The sequence below is a fragment of the Pseudarthrobacter sp. CC4 genome, assembly GCF_048957775.1.
Taxonomy (GTDB): Bacteria; Actinomycetota; Actinomycetes; order Actinomycetales; family Micrococcaceae; genus Arthrobacter.
In genome coordinates this window covers 52,951-65,140 of sequence record NZ_JARCCZ010000010.1, presented here as the reverse complement: position 1 = coordinate 65,140, position 12,190 = coordinate 52,951, and the positions used below count along the sequence as shown (strand labels likewise).

General features: G+C 66.8%; 12 protein-coding genes. 1 reads left to right on the top strand and 11 read right to left on the bottom strand.

Annotated features, from left to right (window positions below):
• Positions 1-28 precede the first annotated feature (28 nt).
• From PV768_RS08440 to dxr, 5 genes are all read right to left on the bottom strand, one after another.
• Entirely contained in the window at positions 29-322 is a 294-nt protein-coding gene (locus tag PV768_RS08440) for a YciI family protein (protein ID WP_157238606.1), read from the bottom strand.
• Positions 323-398: 76 nt separating this feature from the next.
• Positions 399-914: a hypothetical protein gene (locus PV768_RS08435; protein ID WP_421092790.1), complete on the bottom strand. Its 516-nt coding sequence runs from the start codon at positions 912-914 to the stop codon at positions 399-401.
• Complete coding sequence (locus PV768_RS08430) at positions 911-1,600, bottom strand: MarR family transcriptional regulator (RefSeq protein WP_323057623.1); 690 nt, start codon at positions 1,598-1,600, stop codon at positions 911-913. The genes PV768_RS08435 and PV768_RS08430 overlap by 4 nt, the downstream gene beginning before the upstream one ends.
• 126 nt (positions 1,601-1,726) lie before the next feature.
• Positions 1,727-3,058 carry a M50 family metallopeptidase gene (locus PV768_RS08425; protein ID WP_421092789.1) on the bottom strand — a complete coding sequence of 444 codons (1,332 nt, stop codon included), beginning with the start codon at positions 3,056-3,058 and terminating at the stop codon, positions 1,727-1,729.
• A 17-nt stretch (positions 3,059-3,075) separates the two neighbouring features.
• Positions 3,076-4,260, bottom strand: a complete 1,185-nt coding sequence (gene dxr, locus PV768_RS08420) for a 1-deoxy-D-xylulose-5-phosphate reductoisomerase (protein WP_421092788.1) — start codon at positions 4,258-4,260, stop codon at positions 3,076-3,078.
• 113 nt (positions 4,261-4,373) lie between these two features.
• Here dxr and PV768_RS08415 point away from each other — a divergent pair, with 113 nt between their 5' ends.
• Positions 4,374-5,843, top strand: a complete 1,470-nt coding sequence (locus tag PV768_RS08415; protein ID WP_421092787.1) for a lipase maturation factor family protein — start codon at positions 4,374-4,376, stop codon at positions 5,841-5,843.
• Between the two features lie 10 nt (positions 5,844-5,853).
• Here the strand turns inward: PV768_RS08415 and PV768_RS08410 are convergent, their stop codons facing one another.
• The 6 genes from PV768_RS08410 to PV768_RS08385 are packed head-to-tail and all read right to left on the bottom strand — an operon-like array spanning position 5,854 to position 12,187.
• Positions 5,854-6,693 (bottom strand): HpcH/HpaI aldolase/citrate lyase family protein, encoded by an 840-nt coding sequence (locus PV768_RS08410; protein ID WP_421092786.1) that lies wholly within the window; start codon positions 6,691-6,693, stop codon positions 5,854-5,856.
• Entirely contained in the window at positions 6,690-7,244 is a 555-nt protein-coding gene (locus PV768_RS08405; protein ID WP_421092785.1) for a MaoC family dehydratase, read from the bottom strand. Before PV768_RS08405 ends, PV768_RS08410 begins: the two co-directional genes overlap by 4 nt.
• Entirely contained in the window at positions 7,241-8,008 is a 768-nt protein-coding gene (locus tag PV768_RS08400) for a CoA transferase subunit B (protein WP_157238612.1), read from the bottom strand. The genes PV768_RS08405 and PV768_RS08400 overlap by 4 nt, the downstream gene beginning before the upstream one ends.
• Positions 8,009-8,010: 2 nt before the next feature.
• Positions 8,011-8,820 carry a CoA transferase subunit A gene (locus PV768_RS08395; protein ID WP_323057629.1) on the bottom strand — a complete coding sequence of 270 codons (810 nt, stop codon included), beginning with the start codon at positions 8,818-8,820 and terminating at the stop codon, positions 8,011-8,013.
• A gap of 20 nt (positions 8,821-8,840) precedes the next feature.
• Complete coding sequence (locus PV768_RS08390; protein WP_157238614.1) at positions 8,841-10,016, bottom strand: acyl-CoA dehydrogenase family protein; 1,176 nt, start codon at positions 10,014-10,016, stop codon at positions 8,841-8,843.
• Between the two features lie 2 nt (positions 10,017-10,018).
• Positions 10,019-12,187, bottom strand: a complete 2,169-nt coding sequence (locus PV768_RS08385; RefSeq protein WP_421092784.1) for an acetyl/propionyl/methylcrotonyl-CoA carboxylase subunit alpha — start codon at positions 12,185-12,187, stop codon at positions 10,019-10,021.
• Positions 12,188-12,190 lie beyond the last annotated feature (3 nt).

The window sequence follows — 12,190 nt, the reverse complement described above, 5'->3', positions numbered from 1 at the left end:
TCCTAGAGGTTCGAAAAGTGGAGGCGGCTTAGGCGGCGAGGCCGGCCAGCACGCCGGTAATTGGCGACCATTCGGTGATGCGGGTTCCGGCGATGACTCCGGCTGCTGCGAACGGATCCTGTTTCAGGATCGAGTTGAGGGCGGCCTCATCAGCTGCCTTGAAAATCAGCAGCGCCCCGGCACCGTCACCGTACGGCCCGCTGGCCAGAATGGCGCCGTCCTGGGCCAGGCCGGCAGTCCATTCACGGTGCGCGGGCCGAACGGCATTGCGTTCGTCAGTGGATTCGGCGGCATAAACGTACTCAACGGCAAAAACTGTCATACCGCTACCCTATCGCCCTGCAGGCCTCCGGACGCATCCGGTGGGCCGCCTGCCACCGGACGGGCAGACCCTTTTGTCACGCCAGGAAGATGACCTTGACGGCCGCGGCCGTTCCGGCCGCCCACAGCATGGACGCCAGCGTTCCGATGATGAACCGTTCAGCAGCCACAGGGGTTTCCTTCAACTCCGCGAACCTGCCCAGGCCCTTGATGGCCACGATATAGGCGATGGCCACCGGCTGGCCGGTGAGGATGGCAAGGCAAACTCCGAGCCGCTCCAGGACTCCAATGATGGCGCCGCCCCGAAGGATCCGCTGGGTGGGAGCCGCCGGTCCGGAGCCAGGACCGGCCGACGGCGGTGCGCTGGCCACGGCGGTCAGCTCATCGTCCACATTTTGGCCCCGGCCGGAAGGCGGAGGGTCGACGGTGACGTCCGCGGACGGATCGTCGGCTGTCCCTCCGGCTTCCTCGGCCGCCTTGGCTGCGTCTGCCTTGTCATCAATGGTCTTGGCGAGCCGGAACACCAGTGCGGTCACGGGCCAGCCGGCGAATCCTGCCACGAGCAGCGCAACCGTGATCCAGAGTGCGTTCACTGGTTTCCTTCCGTCCGGGTGCCCGCAATCAGGGACTGCGCATAGTCAAGGAGCATTGCCGCTGCGGGCCTCGCCGCCCATTCTTCCTGCCAACCGGACCTCAGCACGGCACGGCTCACCGACTGCTCGGTGATTCCCAGTTCCCGGGCCACCTGCTTCTGGCTGCCGTGCCTGCCGTCCCCCTGCGCGCGCAGGTGGTCCACCACCCGCCACTGGGCCTCCGTGCGCTGCTGCACCAGGCGCCCGATCAGCCGAAGCACTGCCTGTGCGTTGGAGCAGGCCATGACGCCTTCCTGTGCTGCATCATTCTGTTGCGGGGACCGAATGTCCCTCCCACGGACCATGGTGCCGGACACCACTGACAACGGGACCTGGCCGGCCGCGCTTTTAGCGAGTTCCACTGCCTTGCGCGCCGCCACGAAGCCGCTTCCGGACCCTTCCCGCGGGCTGGCACCCGGAGCGAGGTGCACGGCGCCAATGCCGATGCCCACGTACCAGTACCCACTGCGCAGTGCATGCAGGGCGACGTCCACCACGTCCGCAGCCTGTTCCACTACACCCTGGAGTTCGTCACCCACTGAGCGCTCAAACGGAACCGGGGTGCGGCTCTGCAGTGCGGCGATCAGGTCCGGGACGCGGTCCACATCCGAGGTGCTCCCCCGCTGGTCAATGGTGAGAACGAACATGTTCCAACCTTAGGCAGCTGATTCCTCCGAATCAACCATCTGCGGCTGATTATTAAATATCAGTCATATTTAGCTGAAAATCGGAAATCAGCCCCCGGTCCTGCTCTCCCGAAGGACCCGCAGGCGTCAGCCGAAGAGGTTCACGGGCTTCACAATGTCGGCATAAATGAGGAGCGCGCTCATGCCCATGAGAAGGGCGGCCACCACATAGGTCACCGGCAGCAGCTTGGCGATGTCGAAGGCTCCCGGGTCCGGCTTGCCGAGCAGCTTGGCCACGCGGCGCCGCGCACCCTCGTACAGGGCGCCGGCTACGTGTCCGCCATCCAAAGGCAGCAGCGGTACCAGGTTGAACACGGCCAGCGCGAAGTTCAGGCCGGCGAGCAGCCCGATCAGTGCGGCCAGCCGGGACTGCACCGGGATTTCTTCCATGGCGGCCACTTCACCGGCCACCCGTCCCACGCCCACCACGCTGATGGGGCCGTTGGGGTCGCGGGGCTCCTCGCTGAAGGCAGCCTTCGCCACGCCCACGACGCGTGCGGGCAGGTTGAACACCACTCCCGCCACCTGGCGGATGTTCTCCCCCGCCAACGGAAGAACGGACGACGCCGGCTGGGCCACGAGTTCAGTCCGGGAACCGATGCCCAGGAAGCCGACGTCCTGGTAACGGAGGTTGCCGGCGTCGTCCGTTTCCTGGCGTCCGTCCGTGCCGATGACGGGGCGAGCCGACAGCACCGGAGTCACCGTGGCGGACACCCGGGTGCCGTCCCGCTCCACGGTGATGGCTACCTCGCGCCCCGCGGAAGCCCGGATCCATTCCGTCAGCTGGTCCCAGCTGGCCACCGATTTGCCGTCGAAGGCGATGACCCTGTCGTTGGGCCTGAGGCCGGCCGCCGCGGCGGGTGTGAGCCGGCAGTCCGCAGAGTCGGGATCCACTGTCTCCCCCGCCGCCACCTGGCATTTGGAGACGTCGGAGATGGTGGTGGTGGCCGTGGCGACGCCAAAGCCCATCAGCAGGACGGCGGTGAGGAGCACGCCAAGCACCATGTTCATGGCCGGCCCGCCCAGCATCACGATGATCTTCTTCCAGACCGGAAGCCGGTAGAACACCCGGCCCTCATCGCCGGGGCCCACTTCCTCATGGGCCGCGGACCGGGCTTCGGTGGCCAGGGTCTGGAACATGCCCGTGCTGGAGGGCCGGACCGAACCGTCCTCCTTGTTGGGCGGATACATGCCAATCATGGAGACGTAGCCGCCCAGCGGGATGGCCTTGACGCCGTACTCGGTTTCGCCTTTCCGTCGCGACCAGAGCGTAGGGCCGAAGCCGATCATGTACTTGGTGACGCGGACCTTGAAGAGCTTCGCAGGCAGCAGGTGGCCCACTTCATGGAGCGCGATGGAGGCAGCGATGCCGATCGCCACAAAGACGACGCCGAGGACAAAAAGGAGAACGGGGGTCATTGACGTGCTGCTGCTTCCTAGAGACTGCTGACTGCTAAACGTTCGTGGGCGCGGGCGCGTGCCCAGTCCTCAGCATCCAGCACGGACTCCACCGTCAGCCCGGAGGAGCCTGAATGTTCGCTGAGGACGGACTCGATGGTGGCCACGATGTCGGTAAACCTGATGCGCCCGGCATGGAAGGCCGCCACGGCTTCCTCGTTGGCGGCGTTGAACACGGCGGGGAACGTGCTGCCCTGCTTCGCGGCGTCCTTGGCGAGTCCGACGGCGGGGAAGGCTTCCGTATCCAGCGGCTCGAATGTCCACGAAGCGGCCCGCGTCCAGTCACAGGCCGCGGCCGCGTTGGGCACCCGGTCCGGCCAGCCCAGTCCCAGGGCAATGGGGAGGCGCATGTCCGGCGGGGACGCCTGGGCAATGATGGACCCGTCGATGAACTGCACCATCGAGTGCACCACGGACTGCGGATGCACCACCACATCGATCCGGTCCAGGGGAACATCGAACAACAGGTGCGCCTCGATGACTTCCAGGCCCTTGTTGACGAGGGTAGCGGAATTGGTGGTGACCATGACACCCATATCCCACGTGGGATGCGCCAACGCCTCCTGTGGAGTTACCCCGTGCAGTTCGTCCCTGCTCCTGCCGCGGAAGGGACCGCCGGACGCGGTGAGGATCAGTTTTTCCACTTCCGCCGCAGATCCGGAACGCAAGCATTGGGCGATCGCCGAGTGCTCGGAATCGACCGGCACGATCTGGCCTTCGCGGGCAGCGGCCTTCACCAGCGAACCGCCCACAATCAGGGACTCCTTGTTGGCAAGCGCCAGCGTGGCACCGGACTTGAGGGCCGCCAGAGTGGGCGCCAGGCCAATGGAACCGGTGATCCCGTTCAGGACCACGTCAGCCTCGACCCCCGCAATACGGGTGGACGCGTCCGGTCCGGCAATGATTTCCGGCCGGTAACCCTGCTTGCCGGCAGCGGCTGCGGCTTCGGCCACCAAGGAGGCCAGTTGACCGGGGTCCCCGGCGGCTATGCCAAGCACAGAGGCACCCGTGTGCACCGCCTGGCGCGCGAGGAGCTCCAGGTTGCCTCCCCCGGCGCTGAGGGCCACCACCTCGAAAAGGTGCGGGGCGCCGTCGACGACGTCAATCGCCTGGGTGCCGATGGAACCGGTGGATCCGAGGAGGACGATTCTGCGTGGCTGCATTGCTTAAGTATCCCGCACCGCGCTGCCGGACAGCCGCCGCCTTAAGCGGAGCCACTCAACATCCCTTTGGCCCCAGTGGCAGCACTGTTGGGAGCGGGCGTAACGTGGACTGCGTGGACTGGCTCTCCTGGTTTGATGCGCCGGAATACGAATTCGCCCGGCAGGTGCTGCAGCGAGGCGTGGCGGCACTGTATTTCGTTGCGTTCCTCTCCTCGCTGAACCAGTTCCCGGCGCTGCTGGGTGAACGCGGCCTTCTCCCCGTCCCCGAATACCTTTCCGGCTTCAGCCGCCTGCGCCGGCCCACCCTGTTCCGGTGGCGGTATTCGGACCGGCTGCTGCGTTGGGTGTGCGCCGCAGGGCTGCTGGTATCGGCTCTGCTCGTGGCCGGCATCCCGCAGCAGGGCCCGCCGTGGGTTCCGCTGATAGCGTTCCTTGTCCTGTGGCTGCTGTACATGTCCGTCGTGAACGTAGGGCAGACCTTTTACGGGTTCGGTTGGGAGATGCTGCTCCTGGAGGCAGGCTTCACGGTGGCCTTCCTGGGCTCGGACCAGACGGACCCTCCCCGCACCATCCTGATCCTGATCGTGTGGCTGGTGTTCAGGCTGGAGTTCGGCGCGGGGATGATCAAGATCCGCGGCGGCCGGGAATGGCGTGACCTGACTGCCCTCTACTATCACCACGAGACGCAGCCCATGCCGGGTCCGCTCAGCCGGCAGGCGCATCTCCTGCCCAAACCGCTGCACAAGGTGGAAGTGCTGGGCAACCACTTCGCCCAGCTGGTGGTGCCGTTCTTCCTGTTTGCTCCGCAGCCTGTTGCCAGCGTCGCGGCAGGCATTGTCATCGCCACCCAGCTCTGGCTGGTGGCCACAGGCAACTTCGCGTGGCTTAACTGGATTGCCATTGTGCTGGCCTTCGCCGCCGTGAGTGATCCGGTTGCCCACGCCGTCCTGCCGGCCATTCCGTTGGACTGGCACGGAGCGCCGGGCGTGGACCGGGAGACGCCGCTGTGGTGGCTGGCCATCACACTGGCTGCCACGCTGCTGCTGGTTGTGCTCAGTTACTGGCCGTTGCGCAACCTCTTCTCGCGCCGGCAGCTGATGAATGCCAGTTTCAACCGGTGGCAGCTGGTCAACACCTACGGCGCGTTCGGCACGGTCACCAAGCAGCGGATTGAAATAGTGGTGGAGGGCACCTCCGACGAGGACCCGGACGACTCCTCCGAGTGGCGGGAGTACGGATTCAAGGGCAAGCCCGGCGATCCCGGCAGGCTCCCGCGGCAGTGGGCGCCCTACCACCTGCGCCTGGACTGGCTGATGTGGTTCCTGCCGCTAAGGACCGTCCATGAGGAGTGGTTCTACGCCTTCCTAGGCAAGCTCCTGGAGGCGGACCGGCAGACGCTGCGGCTCCTCCGCCATGACCCGTTCGACGGCGCCCCGCCGCGTTGGGTGCGCGTGCGCAGCTACCACTACCGGTTCGCAAGCCGCAAGGAGTTCCGGGAAACCGGAAACCGGTGGGTGCGGACGGTGCTGTACGAGCCGATCCCCCCGCTGTCATTGCGGCGGTCGCACGGGCGGCCGGGATGAGGCGGAACAGCTAGCCCATGCCCTGGGCCCGGCGGATGATTTCCTGGGCATGCTTCAGGATGGGCCCGTCGATCATCTTTCCCTGGTACTGGAACACTCCTGACCCTGCCGACTCTGCAGCCTCCAGGAGGGCTTCAGCCGCCGCCACTTCGGCGTCGGAGGGCGCGTAGGCGGCCCGGACCACGGCTGCCTGGCTCGGATGGATGCACGCTTTGGAGCTGAAGCCGGAGGCCACGGCGTCGGCCGCCTCCTCCTCCAGCCCGGCAAGGTCCGGGATGTTCGTGTAAACCGCATCCACCGCCTCCTTGCCGCAGGCCCGCGCGGCCAGCAGCACGGCGGAACGGGCGTGCAGCGCCACCGCCCGGTAGCCGCCGTCGGCCTTCCTGCTGGACGTACCGCCCAGCGATGCCAGCAGGTCCTCTGCCCCCCACATCAGGCCCACCACATTGGGGGCGGCGGCAATGGCGGGGGCGTTAAGGACTCCGAGCGCTGTTTCACACAGCGCAATCACCTTATAGCCCTCCAGGGCGCCGAGCTGCTGGACGGTTTCCGCCTTGGCAAGCATGACCGTCCGGTAAGGGGTGTGGGCGAGGCAGTGAAGGTCCTTCTCAAAGTCCTCGGTGCCCACCGGATTCACCCGCACGATAGTGCAGCTGGGTTCCAGCTCCGGCTCCACGCCGGTGGTTCCCAGCTGGGCCAGGATGGCACCGCGGGCGCGCTGCTTATCGGCGGGAGCCACCGCATCCTCAAGGTCCAGGATGACGGCGTCGGCCCTGCGGGCCGCCTTCTGGTAGCGCTCCGGCCGGTCGGCAGGGCAGAAGAGCAGGGCGGGGCCCATCACAAAAGTCATGACTGCATTGTCTCCTGTCCGTGGTCCTCCTGCTTGGCATGGGCCCCGCGGGTCCACATCAGGCAGCTTCGGGTGGCCAGTGCCACCACCGTCCCGTCCTGGTTCCGGCCGGTGTGCTCCATGGTGACGATCCCCTGCCCCGGCCGGGAACCCGAGAGCCGTTTTCCGCTGATCACCGTCTCGGTGTAGAGGGTGTCGCCATGGAAGAGCGGATGCGGGAACGAGACATCGGCCAGGCCCAGCTGGGCGATGATGGTGCCCTGGGTCAGCTGCGAGACGGACTGCCCCACCATGGTGGCCAGGGTGAACATCGAGTTCACCAGCCGCTGGCCGAACGGCTGGCCGGCGCTCCAGGCGGCGTCCAGGTGCAGCGCCTGCGTGTTCATCGTCAGCGTGGTGAACAGGACATTGTCGGCCTCCGTCACGGTGCGGCCGGGACGGTGGGCGTACGTGACGCCCTCCTGCAGCTCCTCGAAGTACAGCCCGCGCTGCTCAATCACCTGCGGCTCGCCGCCGGTTGATCCCGCCGCGGCGCCGTCACCGCCGCTCATACGGTCAGTTCCCGGTCTTCTTCGAACAGGTCTGCCCCGGTTGCGGCGGCCACGTCCTCCACCGAGACGTTGGGTGCCAGTTCGCGCAGCACCAGCCTGGACCCGGACCCGTCCGCAACAACGTCGATGACCGCCAGGTCCGTAATGATCCGGTCCACGCAGCCCTTGCCGGTCAGGGGCAGGGAGCACTGCTGGACAATCTTCGGGTTTCCGTTGCGGTCCACGTGCTCCATCATCACGATGACCTTCTTGGCGCCGAACACCAGGTCCATGGCGCCGCCCATGCCCTTGACCATCTTGCCCGGGATCATCCAGTTGGCCAGGTCACCGTTGGCCGCAACTTCCATGGCGCCCAGGACAGCCACGTCCACATGGCCCCCGCGGATCATTCCGAAGGAAGAAGCCGAGTCGAAGAAAGCGGCACCCTTGTTGACCGTGACAGTTTCCTTGCCGGCGTTGATGAGGTCAGGGTCAACGGCATCCTCCGCGGGATAAGGGCCGACACCGAGGATCCCGTTTTCGGAGTGGAGCACCACTTCCACGCCGTCGGGAATGTAGTTGGGGATCAGGGTTGGCATGCCGATGCCCAGGTTGACGTACTGGCCGTTGCTGAGCTCCTTCGCCACGCGGGCGGCGAGTTCGTTGCGGGTCCAGCCTTTGGCGGCAGTCCCGTCTGCCTGGACCTCGTGCTGCTGGGCTGCCGCCCGGCGGTATTCGGGGCGCACGCCTTCGGGCCGTGGAGCGTAGGGGCTGTTGGGATCCATGGCTATGCTCCTGCCTGCTGGTTGGTGCCGGTTCCGGTACCGGGCGCTCCAGTGCCTGGCCGGGGAAGGGCAACGGTCCGTTTTTCGATGCGCTTCTCCGCGTTGGCGGCCAGCACCACCCGCTGGACGAAGATTCCCGGAGTGTGGATGTGTTCCGGGTCCAGTTCCCCCGGCTCCACCAGTTCCTCCACCTCGGCGATGGTGATCCTGCCGGCCATGGCGCAGAGCGGGTTGAAGTTCATTGCGGTGGCATGGAACACCAGGTTTCCGTGGCGGTCGCCCTTCCAGGCGTGGACCAGCCCGAAGTCCGGCGTCAGCGACTCCTCAAGGACGTAGTCCACTCCGCCGAAGGACCGCACCTCCTTCGGCGCGGAAGCAACCGCGATCCCGCCGTGGGCGTCGTACTTCTGCGGCAGGCCGCCGTCGGACACCTGCGTGCCAACTCCCGCCTTCGTGTAGAACGCCGGGATGCCGGCGCCGCCAGCGCGGAGCTTCTCGGCCAGGGTGCCCTGCGGGGTGAGCACCACCTCCAGTTCGCCGGCCAGGTACTGGCGGGCAAACTCCTTGTTTTCGCCCACATAGGAGCTGATGGTGCGGCGGATCCGGCCGTCCCGGAGCAGGATGCCCAGGCCCCAGTCGTCCACGCCGCAGTTGTTGCTGACGGTTTCGAGGTCCGCCGTTCCTGCCCTGTGCAGCGCATCGATGAGGGTCACCGGGATACCGCAGAGGCCGAATCCACCCACGGCCAGGGACGCTCCGTCCGGTATGTCCGCGACGGCTTCGTCAGCGCTGGCAACAACCTTGTCAATCATCAGTGATCCTCTCAGGCCGGCTACAGTCCCAGTTCGCGGGCGATCAGCATCAGCTGGACCTCCGTGGTGCCCTCCCCCACTTCAAGGATCTTGGAGTCGCGGTAGTGCCTTGCCACGGTGAACTCGTTGATGAAGCCATAGCCGCCGAATACCTGGGTGGCATCCCGCGCGTTGTCCATGGCTGCCTCGCCTGCGACCATCTTAGCGATGGCGGCCTGGGTCTTGAACGGCTTGCCGGCAAGCATGCGGAACGCCGCGTCGTAGTAGGCAAGGCGGGCGGTGTGGGCGCGGGCCTCCATGCGCGCGATCTTGAACGAAATGGCCTGGTACTTGCCGATGTTTTGCCCGAAGGCGCTCCGCTCCCGGGCGTACTTGACCGACAAGTCCACGCAGCCCTGGGCTGCGCCGGTGGCGAGTGCCGCGATGGCGATGCGGCCCTCATCCAGGATGGAGAGGAAATTGGCGTAGCCGCGCCCCTCCACTCCCAGCAGGTTGGCCTCCGGGACCCGGACATCCTTCAGGGTCAGCGGATGGGTGTCCGAGGCGTTCCAGCCCACTTTGTTGTAGGGCTTCTCCGCCTTGAAGCCAGGGGTATCGGTGGGCACCAGGATGGTGGAAATTTCCTTCTGCACTGAGCCGTCTCCCCGTTCCTTCCGGCCGGTGACGGCGGTGACGGTGACCAGGCGCGTGATGTCCGTTCCGGAGTTGGTGATGAACTCCTTGTTGCCGTTGATCACCCACTCTGTCCTGCCGCCGTCAGCCTCGCGCCGGGCGTGGGTCTTGGTGCCGCCCGCGTCCGATCCTGCCTCCGGCTCAGTCAGGCCGAAACCTGCCAGCGCCTGGCCGGATGCCAGCATGGGCAGCCACTCCTGCTTCTGCGCGTCCGTCCCGAAACGGTAGATGGGCATGGCGCCCAGCGACACCCCTGCCTCGAGGGTGATTGCCACGGACTGGTCCACCCGGCCCAACTGTTCCAGGGCCAGGGCAAGGGCGAAGTAGTCGCCGCCCATTCCGCCGAACTCCTCGGGGAAAGGCAGGCCGAACAGCCCCATCTCGCCCATCTGCTTCACCACTTCGTAGGGGAAGCTGTGCTCCTCGTCGTGCTTCGCGGAAACGGGTGCCACCACGGTGTCCGCGAAGTCCCGGACGGTGTCGCTGAGGTCCTGGTATTCCTCGCTGAGTTCAAAACCTGCCATGTCTAGGCTCCTTCGCCATTAAGTACGTCTGTATCTGTGGCTGTATCTGTGTCTGTATCTGCGGTGCGGGGGTGGACGGTCGCCAGGACCTGGTCCGCCTTCACCAGGTCCCCGGGCCGGACGCTGAGGTGCACTGTCCCGTCGAGCGGAGCCAGCAGCTGGTGCTCCATCTTCATCGCCTCCACCGAAACCAGCACCTGCCCGGCCGTGACGTCCGCACCGTCGGTGACCGGAACGGACACCACGGTTCCCGGCATGGGTGAGCGCACCGCAGGGTCGGCAGCACCCACCTCCCGCTGAATCGCTGCAAGTACCCGCTCCAGCCGCGACTCACGCGTCAGGACTTCCAGCCGGCAGGACCAGCCCTCGCTGCCAAGGAAGAGCGCTGAAGGTCCCGGCACGACGGCGTACGTGGTGGTGCGCCCGTTGAACGTCAGCGCAACGCGTCGGCGGGAAATCATTTCCAGCCGTGCCGGACGGTGCGGCCCGCCGTCCACGGCCACCAGTGCAGTGCCTTCGGGGACAGCCCCGTCCCCGACCGGGCCGGCCGCGTTCCTGCCGCTGATACGCACGGTGGCCACGCCGCCGTCGGACGTTCCCAGGCTGACGCGGCGCGGCGCCGGTGTGCCTAGGCGCCACCCGTTGCGGGCCTGCCAGGGGCCCGGCGGCAGGGGGGTGCTGTCCTGTTCCTCCGCCTGGATGGTGAAGAGCGCCGCCGCCGCCAGTTCGGCCTCGCCAACGCGGCGGAAGGCGAGGTGCGGCAGTTTGCGTTCAATCAGCCCCGTGTCCAGGTGTCCCGCGCGGACATCGGCATCGTTGATCAGCAGCCTCAGGTATTCGACGTTGGTGTCCAGCCCAAGCGCCGTATACCCCGCGAGCGCCGCGTCCAGGGTGTCCAGGGCAGCTGAACGGTCCTCCCCCCACGCGATCACCTTGGAGATCATGGGGTCGTAGCTGGACGATACCTCCAGTCCTTCCGCCAGGGACGAATCCACCCGCACCCTGCCGGCCGCCTGCCCGGGCAGTTCATCCAGGAGGAGCACGGTCCCGGTGGAGGGCAGGAAGTTTTTCTCGGGAACCTCCGCGTAGACGCGTGCTTCCACCGCGTGCCCGTTAAGTTCGACGTCGGCCTGCCGGATGGTGAGTGCCCTGCCGGCGGCGATCCGCACCTGCCATTCGACGAGGTCGATGCCGGTGACCATTTCGGTGACGGGATGCTCCACCTGCAGCCTGGTGTTCATCTCCATGAAGTAGAACTGGTCCGGCGCGTCGTCCGAGACGAGGAATTCGACGGTCCCGGCACCGCTGTAGTTAACGCTGCGGGCGGCATTGCAAGCTGCCTCGCCGATGCGGGCGCGAAGGGCGGCGCCCTCCGGGTGCGCTTCGAGCAAGGGTGAGGGCGCCTCCTCGATGACCTTCTGGTGGCGCCGCTGCAGCGAGCATTCGCGCTCGCCCAGGTGGATGACGTTGCCGTGGTTGTCCGCGAGCACCTGCACCTCGATGTGCCGCGGGGTGGATACCAGCCGTTCCAGGAAAAGGGTGTCGTCGCCGAAGGCGCCGGCAGCCACCCGCCGGGCGGTGGCCAGCGTCGCGGGGAGGTCTGCCGGGCGTTCCACCACGTGCATGCCCTTGCCGCCCCCGCCTGCGGAAGGCTTGATCAGCAGCGGAAACCCGACGCCGCCGGCCGCCTGCACCAGCTGCTCATCCGTCATGCCGGGCTCCGCTACTCCGGGAACCACGGGGACGCCGTAACCGGCCACGTGGTTCTTGGAGCGGATCTTGTCCCCCATCATTCTCAGCGCATCAATGCCGGGGCCGATGAAGGTGATGCCGGCCCGGTCCAGGGCGCGGGCGAAGTCGGCGTTCTCACTCAGGAAGCCGTAGCCCGGATGCACGGCTTCCGCCCCGGCCTTGCGGCACGCATCGATGATGGCCTCGATCTTCAGGTAGCTCTCCGTGGCCGCGGCGGGGCCGATCCGAACGGCCGTGTCAGCCTCGCGCACATGGCGCGCGCCGGCGTCGGCATCGCTGTAAACGGCAACTGACCGGATGCCCATGGCCCGGAGGGTGCGGATCACGCGGCAGGCGATCTCGCCACGGTTGGCCACCAGGACAGTGCTGAACAAGGGCCTGCTTGCCGTGGCGGTGCCGGTGAAGGAAGGGGTGGTCATATG